Genomic DNA, 20,989 nt, shown 5'->3' on the forward strand with positions numbered 1-20,989 from the left:
ACTTTTAGCGAAATCCCCACCAAGCACATTCGTACAAGCAAAATCTAGATATTGCGGGAGATAGTGAAAATAATTATGACAAAATAATTTTTTCACTGAAAGAGAATGATAAGTACAAATTATCTGGATTATATTCTATGTTCGACTCCATTAGAAAAGCGAATAAATCAAATCCAATGGAATTTGCTGAGATAATAGTTTCATTTGTACAGACCATTCCTTATACAATAATTCTTCCCAATGATTGTGACGCACGATATTATCAGGATGAATTTACTACAAAATATCTTTCTAGTCCTAATGCCAGGTGTGATGGTTTCGAAAAATATGGTATCAACACTCCTGTAGAATTTGTTGCCAATTTGAATGGTGATTGTGACACAAGAACATTGTTTCTTTATATGGTACTCTCACATTATGATTATAATGTCGCTTTATTGAGCAGTTCATATTACAGCCATTCGATTCTAGGTATAAACCTGCCCTATGATGGGACTGCTTTCGAATATAATAACCAAAGGTATGTTTTCTGGGAGACAACAGTAAAAAACATTAAACCTGGTGTTCTTTCTGATGAAATTTCAAATACAGATTACTGGCGCATTTCTCTAAAATCAAAATAATATGAACTCATTAAAACTAATCACAATTTCAGTATCGGTTATCCTATCCATTCTACTGCTACTATTTATCATTCACTTTTTTACAAAAAGGTTTAAATCAAAGCTCAATAATGATGGAAGAATCAAGGTCTCATTTGGAATATGGTATGCTGCACTTTTTTTAACTGGCACAAACATAATTTCTGTAGTAATAAATACTGTAATTGAAGTTATAGATAATCTGACTAAAATTAACCCAGCTAACTTTAGTCTTCAATTAGTTAAATCAGTATCGTTAATTATTGGTGTGGGCTTTATCTGGTTTTTTGTGTGGGTCTTTGTGACTAAGTTTCTAATAAAAGTGATTAAACTAAAAGTAGATGAGCATCAGGAAATGGAAGATGATAACTTTAATTATTTTATCATTAAAGCCGTTATGCTAATTGGCTTAATATTTAGCTTATCACCATTGTTGAGTGAGCTATTGAGAACACTTATTCCAAGTATAGAACTACCCTTTTATCATTAATAATGATAAAGTAATCACTAAATAACACATCAAATTTATGAAAAGACCACTTCTTATATCATAATCGCAATATAATATCAAACAATGATTACACGAAAAATACTACTCTAACTGCTTGCTTACCAAAATATTCTTAAATCATCTAAAATTTAATCAAATGAAAACGTCCCTCATCATCCTCTTCTTTTTAATCAACACCACTTGCACCGATTCCACAACAGTGTATATTTGCAACAGCAATAGCGCAAAAAAATATCACCTCAAATCAGATTGTAAGGGATTAAGCACCTGCCAGCATAAAATTTTAAAAACAACATTGGAAAAAGCAAAAAACGACGGAAAAACATTGTGTGGATGGGAAGATTAATTTTACTGGGTTTTATTTTATGTTTTCAATCGGTTTTTGTCAGTAACCAGGGCGTTTATGCTCAGGCTCCCGATTTAAAGAAAAGTATTTTCATTGCCAGGGTAATCCGAATTATGGATGGCGATACCATGGAAATTCTTTACCAAAACACACCAACAAAAGTACGTTTGGCGCATATAGATTGTCCGGAGAAAAGAGGTAAACAACCTTTTGGCAACAATGCAAAGAAAGCTTTATCTGATTTATGTTTTGGGCAAAATGTAACGGTTTATGCCGAAAAGTACGACCGCTATCGCAGGTTAATTGCCGTAGTAATAAACAATAAAAAACAGGTAGTAAACCAGGAAATGATTAAGCAAGGCATGGCCTGGCACTTTAAAAAATATTCTACCAACCCTGTTTATGCCCAACTGGAAATAACCGCCAGAAAAAACAAAGTGGGATTATGGAAAGAAACCAACCCCACGCCACCCTGGGAATGGCGAAAATCGAAACACAACAGCCAGGTTACTGAAAGTATTTCGAAATAAAAGGAGTAAGAAATAAACCAGCTTAGTGCTTTGCTGTTATTACCTTTGAACAACATTCCTTTTATATGAATAAAGCCATTTCTATTTTTTGGTTCCGCCGCGATTTACGCTTAACAGATAATGCCGGATTTTACCACGCGCTAAAAAGCGGGCATCCGGTTTTACCACTCTTCATTTTCGATAAAAATATTCTGGATAAACTGCCGGAAGATGATGCAAGGCTAACCTTCATTTATCAAACTATAGAAGACTTAAAAAAGGAACTGCAAAAACATGGCTCAGACCTTCTGGTTAAGTATGGTACACCCGAAAAAATCTGGACGGATATTTTAGCTGAATACGAAGTAGCAGCAGTTTACACGAACCACGATTACGAGCCATATGCCCGCGAACGAGACGATAACATGGCCGAGTTTTTAACCAGCGAGAAAATTGCTTTTAAAACGTATAAAGACCAGGTTATTTTTGAAAAGAACGAAATTTTAAAGGCAGATAAAACACCTTATACCGTTTTCACCCCTTTTTACAAGCAGTGGCATGCCAAATTAAATCCATTTTATACCAAAGCCTACCCCACTCAAAAATATTATAAAAATCTATTGCCTTGCAAAAACCTTCCTTTACCTTCATTGAAAGAAATGGGTTTTGCCAAAAGCAAGCTCAGTTTCCCTATAATTAGTTATCAAAGTAAACTGGATAGTTACGCCCAGCAACGCGACTTCCCGGGCATAGATGGCACCACCCATATCGGTTTACATTTACGTTTTGGCACATTAAGTATCCGCAAGGCTGTACGTGATGCCATTGAAGCAAAATCGAATATCTGGCTTTCTGAACTGGCCTGGCGTGAGTTTTACATGACCATTCTTTGGCATTTCCCTTATTCGGCTGCCGATTCGTTTAAAAAGCAATACGACAAAATTAAATGGCGAAACAATGAGGATGAATTTAAAGCCTGGTGCGAGGGCAATACCGGTTACCCGATTGTGGATGCAGGTATGCGACAATTGAATCAAACCGGTTGGATGCATAACCGCGTGCGTATGATTGTAGCAAGCTTTTTAACCAAACACCTGCTTATTGACTGGCGCTGGGGCGAAACTTATTTTGCCGAAAAACTTTTAGATTACGAAATGGCCAGTAATGTAGGTGGCTGGCAGTGGGCTGCTGGTTCTGGTAACGACGCAGCTCCGTATTTTAGGGTGTTTAACCCTGAGCTGCAAACCAAAAAATTCGACCCGAAATTTGAATACATTAAAAAATGGGTGCCAGAATTTGGCACAAAAAAATATGCCCAACCGATAGTTGAGCATACTTTTGCAAGGGAAAGGGTTTTAAAAGTTTTTAAAGAGGCTTTAAATTAATAATAAACAGTTGGGGCATCGGGCACTCCTCCGGTTGTAAACCGAGCTGTACCTGTAACCGAGTTACACGGCCCTGGAAAAGATGGCATATTATAGATTACTGGTCCATTTACCCCTTGATGAGGGCCAAAACTACCATTAAAGCTATAAAATGGAACACCATTATTTGCTGAGGTTGTAAACTGTAAATTAGTTCCGTTAGAGTAATAGTCGGTTTCATTTGAGCGCCATCCGCCAAAAGTTTTTTTAAGCTCCTGGAGCACCGAAAAGTACAAACGTGACGAGCCAAAAGCCACGAGATGCTCTGGTGGAGTAAATTCATGCCACAATTCGATATAAACACGCCTTTTATTATCTCCATTATATAAAAGTCTCTGAGATAACATTCCATTATTAAAGCTTTGGCCAGGAGGAGGCGCAATAGATAGCGTATTATTTGTAGTCATAAGCATCCGTTTTACAGGAACTACAGTCATATCAGATGTATTTTTTAGTTCAGATTCATTTCTGTGAGCACCTGTATAAAGTATTAAACTATTGGCTTTTGTATACTTTCTAAATTGATCTCCAACTTTAAATTCACCTAAGGTGTTCATAAAAATAGCAGAATATGGTGTCCCTAGTTTAAATGTAATCGAACTATCTGGCCTTATTGTAACCACTTCAGAATACTTCTTTTGAAATAAATCAAAAGCTTTTGAATCGTTAACCTCGGAGTACTCTTTTTGAATATTATTATACAAACTCCTATAGGAGGTAAAACCCTTAAATGAAGTTTCCCATGCTTCTAGTTGTTTAGGACTATAATTCGAAATAATAGTTCCAATTGAATCAAAAGCTTTTTGATCTCTGAATTTTAGATATCCATTTTCAATGCTTACAGCGTTTGTTAAAAGCTTTTCTTCAGGTTTTTTAACGTTTGCATCCTTTTTACAGGAACTGACCGAGATTACGGCTAATATAGATAGTATTAAGCAGCGTAAATTAAATTTGTTTTTCATAATTAAATTGTATGTTTTACCTTACTAACTAAACGTACAACTAAAAAGTAAGTTTCAAAAAATGTCGATTGAAAAATCGTAGAATGTAAAAAAATATATCACAAAAAAAATGCCCAATGGATATTGGGCATTTTTATACAAATTTTTGAAAAGCTATTCTAGTTGGTAACGCTTACAATTTCAATATCGAAATCTAATGGTATTCCATTTCCTAAATCAGATGGAATAATTAAACGAAGTTTTCCTCCAGCAGTTACTTTACCAGGCAATATTAATTGCCAACCCTTATATAAGTTACTTAAAATATCTGTTATCTGATTTGAGGCTTGCGGGATCACAGAGCCATCCAGGTATCTTACAGTATAGTTTGCTACGATTGAAGAGTTAACATTAATTATGTCTGACCCAGTACCTGCCGTGCTTATACTATAACGTGCCCTCGATGGGTCTTTTATCATTGTTAATTTATTGTTAGCAATAAATTTTTCTATCTCATACTCATCAACCTCATGTCTTTTGGTTTGAGAATATATACCTAAATCAACAATAACGTTTTCGTTAGAACCTATATTTAATAAACTTAATCCGTTTTTACCGAAAGCCATGTTTGAAGGCATAATCAAAGTACCTTTACCACCTCTTTTCAGTTTGGATAATACTTCTCTTACTGGTTTAAAAACATAGTTAACCGTGTTACTATTAATTTTAAATTGATCGGTGTAACCCAAAAAAGTACCAGGAATCATTAAATCAGATGTTTGATTTAATACCTGACCTGATAATGTTTTAAAAGTATAAGAATAGTATACCGAATCAGAATTCTTAATTACATCACCTGTTCCATCAGTAGTAACTTTATAATAGTAGCCGGTGGCATCTTTCTCAAAACTTAAATTATTCTTTTTCAGGTAAGCCTGAATGGCCGCATCGTCTATAGTTTCAATAGAATCATACTCTTTTTTACAAGAGCTGAAAATCACTGTAGCCAATAAAAGTGCAAACAGGCTAAGTTGAGTAAATTTGTTCATTTATTATTGTACGTCTGTAAGTGTTATTGTAAAATCGAGCACTGAATTTGCCGGAACTGAGCTTGAGGGCGATTGTGTTCCATAAGCATAATAAGAAGGAATAATTAACCTGATCTTGCCTCCTTTTTGTATTCTCTGAATTCCTATTTGCCAGCCTGCAATCACATTTCCTAACGAAAATGAAGTAGGAGTACCTTTTGTGCTGTCGAAAATGGTTCCGTTTAACAACCGGCCTTCGTAATCGGCAGTAATTTTGGTTGAAGCCAGATAGCTTACACTACCTGATCCGGGCTCAATAATCTGGTAAAAAATACCGTAAGAATCCTTAATCGCGGTAATATTGTTAGCTTTAACAAAAGCACGAATCGCAGTTGTATCTGCCTTAAACTGCGGTACCGGATCGTAGTCCTCTACCGGCGTGTTCTTTTTACAAGCAGCAAAGCAAGCTGTAATACAAACTAATAGGATAATATATTTAAACTTAGCCATCACCCGCAAAAATAAGCTTTTAATGCGGATGCTACAATTTTTAACCAATTTTAACAATTTAAGGGGCATGAAGTTCAAAGCAGTTAGCCCAAAGCAGCTTAATTAATAATATCAGCCCTGCTTTAAACTTTTGCCTCAACCTTTATTATTGCTGCTTATTGTGTATTAGAAAGCTGAATGGTAAAATCTAACACCGAGTTACCTGGAATTGGACCTACCGCACTACTTCCATAACCTAAACCTGGCGGAACGATTAATCTGATTTCGCCTCCTTTTTGTATTTTAGGAATGCCAATTTTCCAGCCTTCTATTAATTCGGCCAGATTAAAGGTTTGTTCTTTACCGCCGCCATTATCGAAAACACTGCCATCTAACAAACGGCCTTCGTACTTAATGGTAATTTTAGTATTGGCCGGATAAGTAAAAGAACCTGTGCCTGGTTTAATGATCTGGTAATATAATCCCGATGCATCTTTAGTTGCGTTGATATTGTTCTTCTGGATAAATTCGGTAATCTGCTTTTCAGGATCCTCGTCTTTTTTACAAGCTGAAACTGTAACTATAGCCAAAAAGAGCAGGGTAAGCAATCTAAGTTTAATCATGCGCGAAAGTAAGGTTTTAATATCATAAAGTAACAGCCCATTCTTTTTTGAAGCGCAATTTTCTAGCCTTTCGCAACCTGTAATCCTGTTTTACACTTTTAACTTTTGTCATACTGAGCGTTAATTTATTTTATAAAAATCAATATAAATGACAGCCCATTTCAGGGTCGTCATTGCGAGGTACGAAGCAATCTTACTACTATGGGTGGGAAAAAGCATTACTTCAGTTTCAACTAGCGATCGTTGTAAGATTGCTTTCCCGATTAAGCGGGACAGGCTGTCGTTCCTCCTCGCAATGACGGTTCTTCTATTGGCTCCGTCAATGGTAAGCTTCTGTAAAACAAGGGTAGCCTTTAGACCAGGAGCAAGGGCGCCAGGATTAAGCTTTTCTAACAAAAAAAGGTTAAGTGCATTATACACTTAACCTTTAAACCCTCAACCTGCTAACCTTTTACCTTAGAAGATATATTTGTTTGCTTCAATTAACTGTTGTGCTACTCTTTGGCGTGCATCTTTAACATTAAATGGCTCCATTTTGGTAAAGCGGCGTAAGCCAACCAGCATCATGCGTTGCTCATCCCCTTCAGCAAAAGCCCATAATGCTTCTTTACCTGCTTTGGTAATGCCGTCAACAGCCTCTACCAGGTAAATCCGCAATAAATCAAGCTGACCTGCAACTGCTGCTTCGCCACGCATGGCAACCAGTTTTTCAGTCCTCAACAAGGCAGATTCGGCCACATACACATAACTGGCCATATCGGCAATATTCATTAAAATTTCCTGCTCTTTACTTAAAGTCATCATCAGTTTCTGTACCGCAGCACCAGCCACCATTAAAGTCGCTTTTTTCAAGTTCGACAATACTTTTTTCTCTGCAGCAAACAAGGTGGTGTCTTCTTCTCCAAAATCCGGGATACTCATCAGCTCAGCAGCAACTGCCGTGGCCGGAGTCATCAGGTCTAACTCACCTTTCATGGCGCGTTTAAGCATCATATCAACCGTAAGCAAACGATTAATTTCGTTGGTACCTTCAAAAATGCGGTTAATACGGGCATCGCGATAGGCCCTGTCCATCGGTGCATCGGCAGAGAAGCCCATACCACCATAAATTTGTACGCCTTCATCTACTGCATAATCCAACGCTTCCGATCCCCAAACTTTTAAAATAGCGCACTCAACTGCAAACTGCTCAACCGATTTTAATCTGGCTTTGCCCGATTCCATTCCACCGGCAACCAGCTGATCGTAGGTATCATCAATATTTTGTCCGGCGCGGTAGTTTGCCGCATCAACAGCATAAAGTTTCGAAGCAATTTCTGCAATTTTATAACGAATAGCACCGTATTTAGAAATTGGTCTGCCAAACTGAATCCTTTCGTTCGAATAATTGATGGCCGTACTTAATGTCGCTTTTGAAGCCCCAATTGCCGCAGCCGATAATTTAATACGACCAATATTTAAAATGTTCACGGCGATTTTAAAGCCGTTCTCTCTGTCGCTCAACATGTTCTCAACTGGCACAGCACAATCGTTAAAGAACACCTGGCGGGTTGATGAACCTTTAATACCCATTTTATGTTCTTCGGGGTTCATGGTAATGCCACCAAATTCTTTTTCTACAATAAATGCGGTGAGGTTTTTATCATCATCAATCTTTGCAAAAACGATAAAAATATCTGCAAAACCACCGTTGGTGATCCACATTTTTTGACCGGTAATGATATAATGTTTACCGTCTTCGCTCAGTTTGGCTTTGGTTTTACCCGAATTGGCATCCGAGCCTGAATTTGGCTCAGTTAAACAGTAGGCTGCTTTCCACTCGCCCGAACCCAGTTTTGGAATATATTTTGCCTTTTGTGCTTCGTTACCGTAATACAGGATAGGTAAAGTACCAATACCGGTATGTGCAGAAAGTGCAACGGCGAAAGAATGTCCTGCGCCAACTACATCAGCAACCAACATAGAGGTATTAAAATTCTTACCAAAACCGCCGTATTCTTCAGGCACTGAAACACCTAAAATACCCAGCTCGCCTGCTTTGGTAAGCAACGAAGGCATTAACTCGGGATCTTCCTGCTTGTCAATTTTATCTAAGTTCGGATAAACCTCTGCCTCCAGAAAATCGCGACAGGTTTGTGCAATCATCTGCTGCTCTTCATCAAATTCTTCAGGGATAAATACTTCCTGATAAGTGGTATCTTTAATTAAGAATTCGCCACCTTTAATTGTCTTTTTTTCAGTTGTTTCCATTGTTATGAGATTTGAGAAATGAGATTTGAGATCTGAGACCTGCCCAAATTCAAACCCAAATCAATTAGTTTATATATCAGACATTAGATGTGAGATTATCTAACTTCTCTTGTCTATAAAAGTTCAAATATCCCCGCAGCGCCTTGCCCGGTTCCTACGCACATGGTAACCATTCCGTATTTTTTGTTTTGTCTTTTAAGCTCGTTCAAAATCTGCACTGTTAATTTTGCACCTGTACAGCCCAGCGGGTGACCTAATGCTATTGCCCCACCATTTACGTTAATCACATCAGGGTTTAAATCCAGAGTTCTGATTACCGCTAATGATTGTGAAGCAAAAGCCTCATTAAGTTCAATCAAATCGATATCTTCTTTTTTCAAACCAGCTTGTTTCAATGCTTTTGGAATGGCTTCAATCGGACCAATCCCCATAATACGTGGCGGAACACCTGCAACACCGTAACTTACCAATCGCGCAATAGGCTCGGCGTTTAACTCTTTCATTTTCTTTTCCGAAACTACCAAAACAAAGGCTGCCCCATCTGAGGTTTGAGAAGAATTACCTGCTGTTACGCTTCCAACGGCATCAAAAACCGGTTTCAGTTTCGCTAGTTTATCGAGTGTAGTATCTGCTCGCGGACCTTCGTCGGTATCAACCACGTAAGAACGGGTTTTCTTTTTCAGGTTGGCATCCAGGTAATTTTCGTTTACCGTAATGGGTAGCAAACCATCTTTTAAATGACCGTTTTTTATCGCATGAACTGCTTTTTCGTGCGATTTTAATGAAAAGACATCCTGATCTTCGCGACTTACCTTATACTCTTTGGCTACTGCTTCGGCGGTTAAACCCATTCCCCAGTACCAATCGGGGTTATTTTTAGCTACTTCGGCATTTGGCACCAGTTTCCAGCCACCAAAGGGCATACCACTCATTACCTCTACACCGCCTGCTATAATACAATCGGCCATTCCTGCCTTAATTTTCGCTACAGCGGTGGCAATGGTATCTAAACCTGATGCACAATACCTGTTAACGGTAACACCCGGAACTTTATCAGTATCTAAGCCCATTAACGAGATCATGCGGCCAATGTTTAAACCTTGCTCAGCCTCTGGCGTAGCGTTACCTACAATCACATCGTCTATCTGTTCGTTATCTAAATTCGGAACCGAGGCAACCAAAGCCCTGATTACTTCTGCAGCTAAATCGTCGGCCCTTGTGAAACGGAATACACCGCGGGGTGCTTTACCCACTGCTGTACGGTATCCTGCTATTATATATGCTTCCATTTTTTTTTAAGATTTGAGATCTGAGATTTAAGATTTGAGACCTGCTCAAATGATAAATTCAAATCGTTTATTGTTTACATTTGAGATATAAGATTTGCGATGCTAGATTTGAGACCTGTTACGTTCTCGCATCTCAAATCTAATCTCTCATACCTAATTACGCAACGGTTTCCCTTTTGTAATGATGCTCTGAATCCGCTCCAACGACTTTCTTTCACCTGCCAGCGATAAAAAGGCTTCTCTTTCCAGATCGAGCAGATATTGTTCGGTAACTTCTGTAGGAGCAGATAAATCGCCACCACACATTACATAACCCAGTTTCTCGGATATTTTCTTATCGTGTTCAGAAATGAAATGACCAGCGTACATGCTGTTTGCACCGGCATAAACAATACCCAAACCTTGTTTACCTAAAACTTTGATATCATTGCGTTGAACTGGTTTGGTGTAACCTGCATCGGCCAGTTCAATGGCTTTTGCTTTTGCATCGGCCAACAAGCGATTGCGGTTCATAGAAATTGAGAATTTATCTTTTTGCAAATAGCCCAACTCATACGCCTCATAACCCGAAGTAGAAACTTTAGCCATACCAATGGTTAGGAAACGATCTTTCAGGGCATTCTGCACAATCTGATCGTCTTTATATTCATCAGATGCACGCAGCGCAAACTCTTTGGTACCACCACCACCAGGAATTACGCCCACACCAAATTCTACCAGTCCCATATAGGTCTCTGCCGAAAGCTGAACGTGATCGGCGTGTAAGCTAAATTCGCAGCCACCACCCAATGTTAGGTTATGTGGCGCAACCACCACCGGAATAGAAGAATAACGAATGCGCATTGAAGTATTCTGGAACATGCGGATCGCCATATTCAATTCATCCCACTCCTGCTCTACCGCCATCATAAAAATCATTCCCACGTTGGCACCAGCCGAGAAATTAGCTCCATCATTACCGATTACTAAACCGCGGTAATCTTTTTCGGCCATATCAATGGCTTTATTGATTCCCGAAATTACATCGCCACCAATGGTGTTCATTTTAGTATGGAACTCTACATTCAGAATGCCATCGCCGAGATCGATAATAGAAATACCTGAGTTTTTCCAAACCGTTTTATTTTCTCGAAGGTTGTCTAAGATGATAAACTCATCGGTACCCGGTAAAGCTTTATAAGTTTTAGATGGAATATCGTAATATTTTTTAACGCCATTTTCTACCTTGTAAAACGAAGTATTTCCGGCAGCAAGCATTTCGTGTACCCAGGTTGCAGCTTTATTTCCATATTGCTCCATGCCTTCCAGCGCTTCTTTAACACCTACGGCATCCCAAAGTTCAAATGGCCCAAGCTCCCAACCGAAACCTGCACGCATGGCATCATCAATGCGGTAGAGTTCATCAGAAATTTCGGGAATCCTGTCTGATACATATTCAAACAAGCCAAAAGAAGAGTGGCGGAACAATTCGCCGGCTTTATCTTTTCCTTTAGCAAAAATCTTCATCCGCTCGCGCAGGTTTTCAACCGGCTTGGTCATTTCTAAAGTGGCCGATTTTACTTTTTCCTGGGGTTTGTATTCCAGCGTTTTTAAATCGAGCGCCAGAATTTCGGTTTTACCATCTGCCGATTTTGTTTTTTTATAAAAACCCTGCTGCGTTTTATCGCCCAGCCATTTGTGCTCTTCCATTTTTTGCACATAAGCCGGAAGCTTAAACAAATCATGCGCTTTATCATCTGGGCAATTATCGTAAAGACCTTTGGCCACCTTAATCATGGTATCTAAACCCACTACATCCGAAGTACGGAAAGTAGCCGATTTAGGTCTGCCTAAAGCTGGCCCGGTAAATTTGTCGACTTCTTCTACAGTTAAATCAAGTTTTTCTACCAGATGCAACAGCGCCATAATCGAGTATACACCTACCCTATTAGCTATAAATGCTGGGGTATCTTTACACAAAACAGTGGTTTTTCCCAAAAATTTATCGCCATAATGCATTAAGAAATCAACGATTTCGGGTTTGGTATGCGGCGTTGGGATAACTTCGAGCAATTTGAGGTAACGTGGTGGATTAAAAAAGTGGGTTCCGCAGAAATTAGCTTTAAAATCTTCGCTTCTGCCTTCGGCCATTAAGTGAATAGGAATACCCGAAGTGTTCGAAGTAATTAAAGTGCCCGGTTTGCGGAACTGCTCTACCTGTTCGAAAACCCTTTTCTTAATATCCAGATTTTCGACAACTACCTCAATTACCCAATCGTAACCCGCTATTTTCGACATATCATCGTCGAAATTTCCGGTTTTGATTTTATTTAATGCTTTTTTGGTATAAACCGGCGATGGATTTGTTTTAACAGCTGTTTGCAAAGCGGCATTTACAATCCGGTTTTTTACAGCTGGGTTATCCAGCGCTAGTCCTTTTGCCTGTTCCTCGGGATTCAGCTCTTTTGGGGCAATATCCAATAGCAAAACCTCTACACCAATATTGGCGAAGTGGCATGCAATACGCGACCCCATAATACCTGAACCCAAAACAGCAACTTTATTAATGCTTCGTTTCATTACTTTATATATTTTTCTTTAGGCCTGATTAAACCTGTACAAAGTGAATTTATTTTGCTCCAGATTATATCCTGATTAATCAACGGTATAAGCTACCGTAATCTCATTTAGTTTTATCAATAGATTAATGAATGTTTCCTTTTCTTTTTTGGTGAAGTGCTCATCCAAATACTCGTTAAATTTGCGTACAACACCCTTAGCCAGTTGTTTTTTTTCTTTACCAAAGTCAGTCAGGAAAATTTTTACAGAACGTTTATCGCCAACGGATGTTTCGCGATAAATGAGATTAGCCTCTTCCATATTGTTTAACATGCGCGAAAGGCTGGTGGCTTTAACGCCCAGCAGGGCAGCAAGGTTAGAAACAGCAGTACCCTCTTCGTCGTTAATGTTAATAAGCATATAACCAATAGCCTGTGTAATACCAAAACTTGAAGCCATTTGGTTATATTTATTGAACATGTTTTGCCAGGCAAACTTAACATGGTAATCTATTGTTTGTTGTTGTTTCATTCCTTAATTTATTATGCTTGCATAACAAAGCTAACGAATGTATTTTGTTAATGCAATAGAAAAAATCAAAATAATTGTCAAAATTTTCTTATAATCGAAACACACAAATGAAAACGACTTAATATGCCAAACTTGAAGCACCTCCTCCTGTTCTGCTCCTTCCTTTTATGGGGCTTGATTTGTAAAAGTCAGGTATCTTACTTCGGTAATTTGGCTGCCAATAGCCAGAAACTGGAGGTTTTTAAAAAGACAATGACCTTTTTTACCCTGCAATATGCAGATTATGCCGAGCTTGAAAAATTTGATAAGGCCATTAAAAAAATCTGGACCATTACGCCTTATAAAATTATTAAGCCCGAAGAACTATCGCGCTACGATACAGTGGCCAATTATTCTTTTTTCTATTTTGATGGCTACCTCGAAAAAACAGATAGTACAGCGATGGCAAACATTGTATATACATTAAAACTGATAACACCCGGTAAAAAACCAAGAATAAAGGAAGAAAGTGTATTGGCAACGGTTACCCTGTTCGCCGACAGATCGACCAATATGCTGGTTGAAATACAAGACAAGCAGTATGGCTCACAAAAGAACATTAAAAACTATCTTTTATCGAACCTCTACAACAAATCGCATTTCCAGAATTGGTCGCCGGGCTTTTTAAGCGGTTATTTAAAACAAATTAATGATGGATTACTGGCTGCAGAAAACCGTGGGATAGATTACCAGTTTTACAATAAAGTACGTTTACCCGAACTGGCAAAAGAAACCTTGTATATTCCGGAATATATTAGAGCAGAATTTTCGTCGAAACTGGCACTTTTACCACAGTCGGGCGTTGTTGCTGAGCCGTACAATTACAAGCTGAAATTTTTATCCAACAAGGATCTTGATAGCTTAATATTAAATCAGAATACACCTGTTAAATATGTGATTTATACGCAACGATCTGATGATAAAATTATCAGCGTTTACGACAGTAAGGATAATCAGATTATTTACCAGCGATTTTACCCGAATTTACCAAATTTTGAGATGAACGATTTAAGTGAGATTAAAAAAAGGATTCTATCGATTAAATAAATTCGATTTTTTGTTTTCAACTTTAAAAATAATCTCAAAAAGATGACTATTATTGGCGCTTAAACCAAACGCAAAGCGCTCGTATGAAGTCAACTAAGAAACTGCTTATTATAGCAGTCTGCCTATGCTATTCTTTAAGCCTGGCAGCCCAGGTAACTTTTAAAGGAAAAAGTGATATTAATGATGAAGAACTTAAAACCTTCAAAAACACCATTACACTTTTCACCCTCCAATACAAAGATTACACAGAACTGGAAAATTTTAATGAAGCAATCAAAACAACCTGGACTGTAACGCCTTTTTTAATTATCAAACCTGAAGAATTGGGCAAATATATTGGAAAGCCCGGTTATTCGCTCTTTACATTTAATGGATATATACAAAGTTCGGGCAATACAACAGTTATTCGGTTCTTTTATTCTTTAACGATGCCTTACTTTAAGAAGAATGGTAAACAGGGAGATGATATAAATTTGGGAGATATTACCGTTTACCCTGATAACAAAACCCTTTTTGCAGCAATTGGTAATCCATTTAGCTTTAAAGGCGCTAAAAAAAGAGAAGAAGAAATGATTTCCTTTTTATACAATAATGCATTACTTTATAATTGGTCGCCAGGTATGTTGAAAGGCTATCTAAAGCAGTTGAATGAAGGCATCATTTCTAGAAAAGAGAGAAAAATGTTCTTTGAGATGGAAGATAAAACTAAGCTCACTTCTTTGGCAAAGGATACACTTTATGTCCCTGATTATGTTAAAATAAAGTTTAACATGTTTACCATGTCAGAAAAAGTTGATGAAGACAAAGATCAGGATCTTTCAGAAGCTTATAATTATCCGGTTAAATTTGTTCCTGTTAAAACATTAAATGAACTGATCTTAAAAAAGGGATCTAATGTTAATTATCTTGTTTTTACCAAAAGTAGTTCAGATAAATTTATTAGCATATATAACAGCTACAGTAGTGAGATGTTGTACCAAAATTACACACCGATTTCTTTTAATTTCAAAAATAGCGACTTAACAAAAATCAGGAGATTGATAAAGTAACCATTTTTGGAAGCCAAAAAAGTCCCGGTTTGCACCGGGACTTTTTTATTTTCATTTAAAAACAGACTAGTAAAGGGTAAACTCTACACGGCGGTTTTGTTGACGGCCGGCTGCTGTTTTATTGGTAGCAATTGGCTGGCCCATGCCATAACCCGTAGCTTCAATACGTGATGCATTTGCACCTTGCGATACTAAATAGGCTTTAACAGATTCGGCTCTGTCTTTCGATAAACGTAAGTTCAATTCTTTTGAACCGGTATTATCGGTATGACCAGCTAATTTTAAGCTAAAGTTTTTCTCAATTAATAAAGCGGCAACCCTGTTTAATGATGCATAAGATTTAGAGCGAATAGTAGCTTTACCTAAATCAAATTCAAGATTTTTAATCGCTTCGTTAACTACCTTACGGTCTTCTTCGGTTACGATTACTTTTTCTACTACTTTTTCAGGAGTTTTTAACGGACAACCTGCTCCATCTACTACAGTACCAGAAGGCGTATTCGGGCATTTATCTAATTTATCAGCAACACCATCACCATCCGAATCTTTAAGCAAATCGATCATTTCTGAACGTAGTTTTGCATTCTCAGCTTTCTGTGCATCTAAATCACTTTTTAAACCTTCAGCAGTTTGTTTTGCACTCACCGCTTCATCATAAGTTAAAGCAACCGGATTGTGGAAAGCCAATTGTTTTCCGCTACCTAAAGCAAACTCCAAACCGGCATAAGCGTAGTTGTATTTGTCATTTCCTCCTCTGTAATAACCATCTAAGTTATCGCCATCAACAAAATTGATGGTCCAGCCTAAATCGAAGTTAACGGCATCTGAAATTCTAAACTTGGCACCTAAACCAACCGGAATAATTAATTCCTGAATGTTTTTGTCGCCAGCGTACAAAGAAGTACCTGCTGCAGTGGTAATGGTAGGTTTATAACCTGCAATACCGGCACCTGCCGAAGCATAAAGCTGTAATGCATTTTCTTTCTTAAACATATCGATGTTAAACATGTTTACTACTGCATTTAAACTTCCTGAATAAGCCAGTTGGGTATCGAAAGCTTTTACCGGCGAATTGTTTACCACACCACTTTCGTATGGCTCGGTATTATCGCCTTTTAATTTACCGCGTACTCCATCTAAACGAAGTGAGAAATAAGGAGTAATCTGTTTTTTAATGTACAGACCATAACCGAAACCAGATTTGTTGTTACTAAAGTCGTTTTTGCCACCAAGTGGAGAAAGCGGAGTTAATACACCCGCGTTAACACCGATAGACCATGTTCTGAAAGTAGCTGAACTTGCCGGTTTTTCCTGAGCAGAAGCAGCCGATCCGATAAGCAATCCAGCTAAAGCAACTGGAAGCGTTCTTAATAGTTGTAATTTCATAGTTTTTATATATAACGTTGAATAAGCGTTATTTAACTATTGCAATAGTTATACCAAAACCTACAAGCAAGTAAAAATACTTCTCCACTTTTCCACAGCTTTAAAGAAGAAAAGGTATATTCAATACTTGCCTTACGTTATTTAATGTCGCCCGCAAATTTCCATCGGGTACTGAAATTTTCGGGCAGTTGCTGGTTAGTTAATAAAGCCCTTACCATTTCTACCGGCATATTGTTTTCGTGCAATATACGATCGTGAAACTGAATATTTGTCATTTTACCACTTTGTACCAGTTCCTTATGTAAAGCTCTGAACTGGAGCCCGCCTAACATGTAGCCAATTTGGTAAAGCGGCCCGTAACCTCCGGTAAAAGACCGGCGTACTTCGGCTTCAGCATTGGCACGCTCAAAACCTACCCGATCTACCAAAAAGTCGATACATTGTTTAGGTGTCCATTTGCCCAGATGATAGTTCATCGAAAAAATGATTCGTGCGCACCGGTGCATGCGCCAAAAAAGCATCCCGATTTTATCTTCAGGAGATTTCGGAAAATTCTGGTCCCAAAGCAACATTTCCCAGTAAAGCGACCAGCCTTCGGTCCAGAAAGGTGTACTAAACACTTTACGGTAGGGCTTGTACCTGCTTTGCATAAAATATTGCAGGTTATGCCCCGGAATAAGCTCGTGAAATACTACTGCCCTTGAAAAGTGCCTGTTGTTACCTCGTAAGGTCATCATTTTGGCCTTTTCGCTCATGTCTTCTGTCGGGTAGGCAATCAGCACAGATTCTCCACCAAGGAAAAACGGGGCAAACAATTGCTCTTTCGGGGTTAACATCCTCATTTGCCACCCCTCTTTAGCCAATGGCGGAATGGTAATCAGGTTATGTTTTTCTACAAAATTGATGGCTTCATTGGCCAGTTCGTAAACCAGTTCTGGTTGTTTGCCCAATTCCGGATAATCGGTTTTTACTTTTTCGAGCGCTTTTTTCCAATCGTTGCCAAAACCCATTTGTTGCGAGGCTTTGAGCATTTCGGCATCACACCAGGCAAACTCCCTCATGGCAATGGCTTCAATCTGTTCGGGCGTGTAAGCAATCATTTCATCTTTTAATTTGCTTAATAAGACTGGCCGGCCTATCGGATTACCGATAATACCGCTACCATCATCTGCCGCATTAGAAGGTCTGGCCATTTTACCCAGTACATCGGCATAAGCCTGCAAAGCACCTGTTACTTCCGGGTAAACTCCTTTTGTAGCTTTAGTAAATTGTGGGTCATAACCATCGTAAAATTTATAAGCTTCGGTAAATACTGCTAAATATTGATTTACGGTTTGCTGTGCCCAGGAAGCCTGCACTGGCGTAATTTCCAAATTTTTCTGTTCTACGGCCTTTGTGGTTTTCCTGATATCTTCGCGCAGCTGTTCAAATTGTTGTTGCATAGCTTTGCCATCCTGCTGTTGACCAACTCTACGCTTTGCCTCAAAATCAATCAATGTTTGGGCAAAAGGCAAGGCAAAAATGCTGGTTTTAAATTCGGCATAGTTCTGTTGCAAACTGGCCGAATCAGAACGGATATCGCGTTTGAGCAAAATATAATCTACCCTTTCATTTACCGTGAGTTTGTTGAAAGGTAGGGTACTTAACTGTTTCTGCCAACCCGCATAAAATTGTGTCATCCGTTTAAAATATTCTTCCGCACGCTTGAAGTTATATTTCCGGTTAAACATGTTTTTGTCTGACTGATATTGGTTAATCAGCGGACTTACCAGACTGGCCTCATTGGTTTGGGCCTGTAAGTTTAAGGTGATTGTTAGAATTAAAAACAGGAAGTATAGTTTGCGCATAGCAATAGATGGTTTGGGTTAGCTGTTGCTAATATAAAGAAACAGGAAGAATAGGCCAAAAGGAAGCTATGTAACTTATTGAAGATACTCTGCTTGGGTTTCCTATAAAATGGTTACACGCAAGGCTTTTAAGCCGCTTAAACCTTGCAGATCTTCTAAATCAAGATCTTCGGTTTCAGCACCCAACACACTTGTTTCCTGCAGGTATTTTACAAAGGGAAGGTAATCGTCTATGTCTCTTTTATTGAAATAGATTAAGGCCAGTTTCTCAGGCTGGGTTAGCCGCTCTTCGGAGTTGCGGATAAGTACTTTGTCGATCCTTTTTTTAATCATCTGGTACCTGATATTGTAGGCACCTTCAACATCAAACTTTCTTTCATCGATCCTAAAACTGATATCGATCGGATGATTGTGGATAAAAATCAACTGGGTAGTAGCCAGTTTAACGGGCAGATCGGATTGGCGTTGCTGCACCATTTTGGCAATTGCTGCCATTGATGAAAGTTGCCACAAACGCAGGTTCTTTAGGTGAAAATGATTGAAAATCCGGTCTGGAGCAATAGACTGGCCAATGTAAATATCGTACTCCACACCATCGGTCCTGAATTTTTCGAAATAACAGGGAAAAGATTCCTGCAGCTTTTCGCGTTCAGCTTCGAAGTAATTATTTATATCGGTATTAATCAACTGCATGGACATTTCTAAAGCCTGCCGGTTTTTATACACCTTGCCCCCCTGCACAGCAATGTTTTCGAGATATTGATCGATAATCTTCTCCGTATTGGGATGCGATAGCGAAATGAGCTTTAAATAATCGGTGGTTTCTTCGTTGAGGAAAATATTCAGGCTGTTCTCATCGGTTGTATTCAACTCCTCGCCCTGCAAAGTATTATTCCATTTGTTGCAATTAAAAATAATTTCGACAAGTAAGGCATCGCTATACGTTTTACTGAGTTGTTGGAGTGTATCGCGGAGCAGGCTCAAGTGCAGATTAAGATCAGCTTTGCTGGCTAAATTTCTTTCGGTTGTAGAGTTTCTGATATCTATTGCCCCATAAAATGGATAAACATCCGTAAAGCTGATATCATCAGTGCGCAGGGGCAAATTCTTTTTCTTATCGTGCAGGTAATGCCAGGCAGCTTCGTTAAATTTCCATTGTACTGCAGGTTGTATAGATGTATATTTCTCTTTGATAATGTTTTCGATCTCGAGGTTAAATTCATCAATATAAACCTGCAACAGCTGTGCAATAGGTGCCAACACCTGTTCCAATAGTGTAATTTTCTTTTCATCGAAAGTTTCACCAACCCAGGTATGCATGCCTAATACCCCAACTAAAACCTGATTATGGAATACTGGTAAAAGCGCCATCGATTTTACATTGAGTTCTCTAAACCGCTCTAACCAGGGGAACATCTCTCTGCTTTCGGCCCAGATATCGGGCGAATAAAAGGAATTGGGGTTCGCCGCATAGCCCTCGGCAATTTGCTGAAAAGCTTCGGGACTTAAGGTTTCTTCTCCCCATACCGAGAAAAGCAATCCGCTGCCTCCTTTTACATAACCATAAACCATTTTATTGTTAACCCTTACAAAGGGAAAAAGATCGAATTGGATATTGGCATTTTTCACCAGGACTTTAAGCGATTGAATTACTTCTGAATAAGCTACACCCTCGTTGCCCGGAGCACGGCTCAACCGCACAGCTTTAATATTTTCTACTGCCTGTCTTGCGGTAACATCGGTTATGGTTAGCACCGAAATGCCCCTGAGTTCGAAAAGTGATAGCGGTAGCGCTTGCTGCAACTTATCAAGCCCCGATTCTTCACTCAAATATTGTTGCAATTCCCTGTAACTGAGTTCGGGCAATGGTTGTTTAGCTTTTACCTCAATAAAACCCGTATTTACTCCAATGTGAAAATAGCCCGGCAAACCGGTATCTGAATTGATGCCCGAGTGGTATTTTTCCTTTAATGGCGCATGGAAAGCATATAGTTGGTTCAGAATAAAGGAATATATAAAATGCAGGCGATCCCGCTGGAGCTGTTCAGCTGTTCTTGAACCCGCGAAACTGTTCTGATCTTTTTCTTCATGCTCGAGCAGTTCATACATCAGCTCAGTACCATAAAAAGTAATGGGTTGCATGGGCGCACAAAGTCCCCAGGCCTGTTGATCTTCGGCTAAAGATACCGGCGAAAGACAGGCATACATATGCTCGAGCAATAACTCGTGCTGGTAAACCTCTTCGAGCGCAATAACCTGATTGTCGATTCCCTGCTTTTCAAATTCTTTTAATGCATTGCGATAAAGTGCAGACTTTACGGTTTGCTCTTCTTTAATTTTATAGTGTAGGTATTGTATAAAGGGGCCAAAAGAGATAGCTGAATCTACGTTAGGTAAATCTGCATAATTCAAGGCAAGATTAAATATACGCTTCTTCATCTCTTTAAACTTTAAATCATACGGGCAGCAATCCAAACGGTAACAGATTGCCCATTGCTAAG

General features: G+C 38.8%; 17 protein-coding genes. 6 read left to right on the plus strand and 11 right to left on the minus strand.

Annotated features, from left to right (window positions below):
• Positions 1-176: 176 nt before the first annotated feature.
• From DBR40_RS14490 to DBR40_RS14510, 4 genes are all read left to right on the plus strand, one after another.
• Positions 177-623: a hypothetical protein gene (locus DBR40_RS14490; protein WP_124560474.1), complete on the plus strand. Its 447-nt coding sequence runs from the start codon at positions 177-179 to the stop codon at positions 621-623.
• Position 624: 1 nt separating this feature from the next.
• A complete protein-coding gene (locus DBR40_RS14495; RefSeq protein ID WP_124560475.1) occupies positions 625-1,131 on the plus strand; it encodes a hypothetical protein in 507 nt (168 codons plus the stop codon).
• A 354-nt stretch (positions 1,132-1,485) separates the two neighbouring features.
• Positions 1,486-2,028 carry a thermonuclease family protein gene (locus DBR40_RS14505; RefSeq protein ID WP_124560477.1) on the plus strand — a complete coding sequence of 181 codons (543 nt, stop codon included), beginning with the start codon at positions 1,486-1,488 and terminating at the stop codon, positions 2,026-2,028.
• A 65-nt stretch (positions 2,029-2,093) separates the two neighbouring features.
• Positions 2,094-3,392 (plus strand): cryptochrome/photolyase family protein, encoded by a 1,299-nt coding sequence (locus tag DBR40_RS14510; protein ID WP_124560478.1) that lies wholly within the window; start codon positions 2,094-2,096, stop codon positions 3,390-3,392.
• Here the strand turns inward: DBR40_RS14510 and DBR40_RS14515 are convergent.
• The 8 genes from DBR40_RS14515 to DBR40_RS14550 form a co-directional block, all read right to left on the minus strand.
• Positions 3,389-4,393: a hypothetical protein gene (locus DBR40_RS14515; RefSeq protein WP_124560479.1), complete on the minus strand. Its 1,005-nt coding sequence runs from the start codon at positions 4,391-4,393 to the stop codon at positions 3,389-3,391. The two genes, DBR40_RS14510 and DBR40_RS14515, sit on opposite strands and share 4 nt — an antisense overlap.
• 158 nt (positions 4,394-4,551) lie before the next feature.
• On the minus strand, positions 4,552-5,421 hold the full coding sequence (locus tag DBR40_RS14520; protein ID WP_124560480.1) for an FKBP-type peptidyl-prolyl cis-trans isomerase: 870 nt from the start codon (positions 5,419-5,421) through the stop codon (positions 4,552-4,554).
• A 3-nt stretch (positions 5,422-5,424) separates the two neighbouring features.
• Complete coding sequence (locus DBR40_RS14525) at positions 5,425-5,910, minus strand: FKBP-type peptidyl-prolyl cis-trans isomerase (protein ID WP_166207484.1); 486 nt, start codon at positions 5,908-5,910, stop codon at positions 5,425-5,427.
• Positions 5,911-6,065: 155 nt separating this feature from the next.
• Entirely contained in the window at positions 6,066-6,512 is a 447-nt protein-coding gene (locus tag DBR40_RS14530) for an FKBP-type peptidyl-prolyl cis-trans isomerase (protein WP_124560481.1), read from the minus strand.
• Positions 6,513-6,968: 456 nt separating this feature from the next.
• Entirely contained in the window at positions 6,969-8,762 is a 1,794-nt protein-coding gene (locus DBR40_RS14535; RefSeq protein WP_124560482.1) for an acyl-CoA dehydrogenase family protein, read from the minus strand.
• A gap of 113 nt (positions 8,763-8,875) precedes the next feature.
• Complete coding sequence (locus DBR40_RS14540; protein ID WP_124560483.1) at positions 8,876-10,051, minus strand: acetyl-CoA C-acyltransferase; 1,176 nt, start codon at positions 10,049-10,051, stop codon at positions 8,876-8,878.
• 153 nt (positions 10,052-10,204) lie between these two features.
• Positions 10,205-12,610, minus strand: a complete 2,406-nt coding sequence (locus tag DBR40_RS14545) for a 3-hydroxyacyl-CoA dehydrogenase/enoyl-CoA hydratase family protein (protein ID WP_124560484.1) — start codon at positions 12,608-12,610, stop codon at positions 10,205-10,207.
• A gap of 75 nt (positions 12,611-12,685) precedes the next feature.
• Positions 12,686-13,120, minus strand: coding sequence for a MarR family winged helix-turn-helix transcriptional regulator (locus DBR40_RS14550; protein WP_124560485.1), 435 nt, complete (start codon positions 13,118-13,120; stop codon positions 12,686-12,688).
• Between the two features lie 132 nt (positions 13,121-13,252).
• On the opposite strand from DBR40_RS14550, the gene DBR40_RS14555 reads away from it, so the two are divergent.
• Positions 13,253-14,206: a hypothetical protein gene (locus DBR40_RS14555; RefSeq protein WP_124560486.1), complete on the plus strand. Its 954-nt coding sequence runs from the start codon at positions 13,253-13,255 to the stop codon at positions 14,204-14,206.
• A gap of 83 nt (positions 14,207-14,289) precedes the next feature.
• Positions 14,290-15,255, plus strand: coding sequence for a hypothetical protein (locus DBR40_RS14560; RefSeq protein ID WP_124560487.1), 966 nt, complete (start codon positions 14,290-14,292; stop codon positions 15,253-15,255).
• A 66-nt stretch (positions 15,256-15,321) separates the two neighbouring features.
• On the opposite strand, the gene DBR40_RS14565 is transcribed toward DBR40_RS14560, so the two are convergent.
• The 3 genes from DBR40_RS14565 to DBR40_RS14575 form a co-directional block, all read right to left on the minus strand.
• Positions 15,322-16,641, minus strand: coding sequence for a DUF6089 family protein (locus DBR40_RS14565; protein WP_124560488.1), 1,320 nt, complete (start codon positions 16,639-16,641; stop codon positions 15,322-15,324).
• A gap of 137 nt (positions 16,642-16,778) precedes the next feature.
• Positions 16,779-18,488 (minus strand): DUF885 family protein, encoded by a 1,710-nt coding sequence (locus DBR40_RS14570; protein WP_124560489.1) that lies wholly within the window; start codon positions 18,486-18,488, stop codon positions 16,779-16,781.
• A 102-nt stretch (positions 18,489-18,590) separates the two neighbouring features.
• Positions 18,591-20,927 (minus strand): GAF domain-containing protein, encoded by a 2,337-nt coding sequence (locus DBR40_RS14575; protein ID WP_124560490.1) that lies wholly within the window; start codon positions 20,925-20,927, stop codon positions 18,591-18,593.
• Between the last annotated feature and the right edge of the window lie 62 nt (positions 20,928-20,989).

The organism is Pedobacter sp. KBW01, assembly GCF_003852395.1.
Lineage (GTDB): Bacteria > Bacteroidota > Bacteroidia > Sphingobacteriales > Sphingobacteriaceae > Pedobacter.

Bases quoted from the DNA above. Each gene is read 5' to 3' on its own strand.
- DBR40_RS14565 (WP_124560488.1), bottom strand. From the start codon at position 16,641: ATGAAATTACAACTATTAAGAACGCTTCCAGTTGCTTTAGCTGGATTG.
- DBR40_RS14535 (WP_124560482.1), bottom strand. From the start codon at position 8,762: ATGGAAACAACTGAAAAAAAGACAATTAAAGGTGGCGAATTCTTAATT.
- DBR40_RS14545 (WP_124560484.1), bottom strand. From the start codon at position 12,610: ATGAAACGAAGCATTAATAAAGTTGCTGTTTTGGGTTCAGGTATTATG.
- DBR40_RS14510 (WP_124560478.1), top strand. From the start codon at position 2,094: ATGAATAAAGCCATTTCTATTTTTTGGTTCCGCCGCGATTTACGCTTA.
- DBR40_RS14530 (WP_124560481.1), bottom strand. From the start codon at position 6,512: ATGATTAAACTTAGATTGCTTACCCTGCTCTTTTTGGCTATAGTTACA.
- DBR40_RS14560 (WP_124560487.1), top strand. From the start codon at position 14,290: ATGAAGTCAACTAAGAAACTGCTTATTATAGCAGTCTGCCTATGCTAT.
- DBR40_RS14550 (WP_124560485.1), bottom strand. From the start codon at position 13,120: ATGAAACAACAACAAACAATAGATTACCATGTTAAGTTTGCCTGGCAA.
- DBR40_RS14575 (WP_124560490.1), bottom strand. From the start codon at position 20,927: ATGAAGAAGCGTATATTTAATCTTGCCTTGAATTATGCAGATTTACCT.
- DBR40_RS14570 (WP_124560489.1), bottom strand. From the start codon at position 18,488: ATGCGCAAACTATACTTCCTGTTTTTAATTCTAACAATCACCTTAAAC.
- DBR40_RS14525 (WP_166207484.1), bottom strand. From the start codon at position 5,910: ATGGCTAAGTTTAAATATATTATCCTATTAGTTTGTATTACAGCTTGC.
- DBR40_RS14490 (WP_124560474.1), top strand. From the start codon at position 177: ATGGAATTTGCTGAGATAATAGTTTCATTTGTACAGACCATTCCTTAT.
- DBR40_RS14515 (WP_124560479.1), bottom strand. From the start codon at position 4,393: ATGAAAAACAAATTTAATTTACGCTGCTTAATACTATCTATATTAGCC.
- DBR40_RS14505 (WP_124560477.1), top strand. From the start codon at position 1,486: ATGGGAAGATTAATTTTACTGGGTTTTATTTTATGTTTTCAATCGGTT.
- DBR40_RS14540 (WP_124560483.1), bottom strand. From the start codon at position 10,051: ATGGAAGCATATATAATAGCAGGATACCGTACAGCAGTGGGTAAAGCA.
- DBR40_RS14495 (WP_124560475.1), top strand. From the start codon at position 625: ATGAACTCATTAAAACTAATCACAATTTCAGTATCGGTTATCCTATCC.
- DBR40_RS14520 (WP_124560480.1), bottom strand. From the start codon at position 5,421: ATGAACAAATTTACTCAACTTAGCCTGTTTGCACTTTTATTGGCTACA.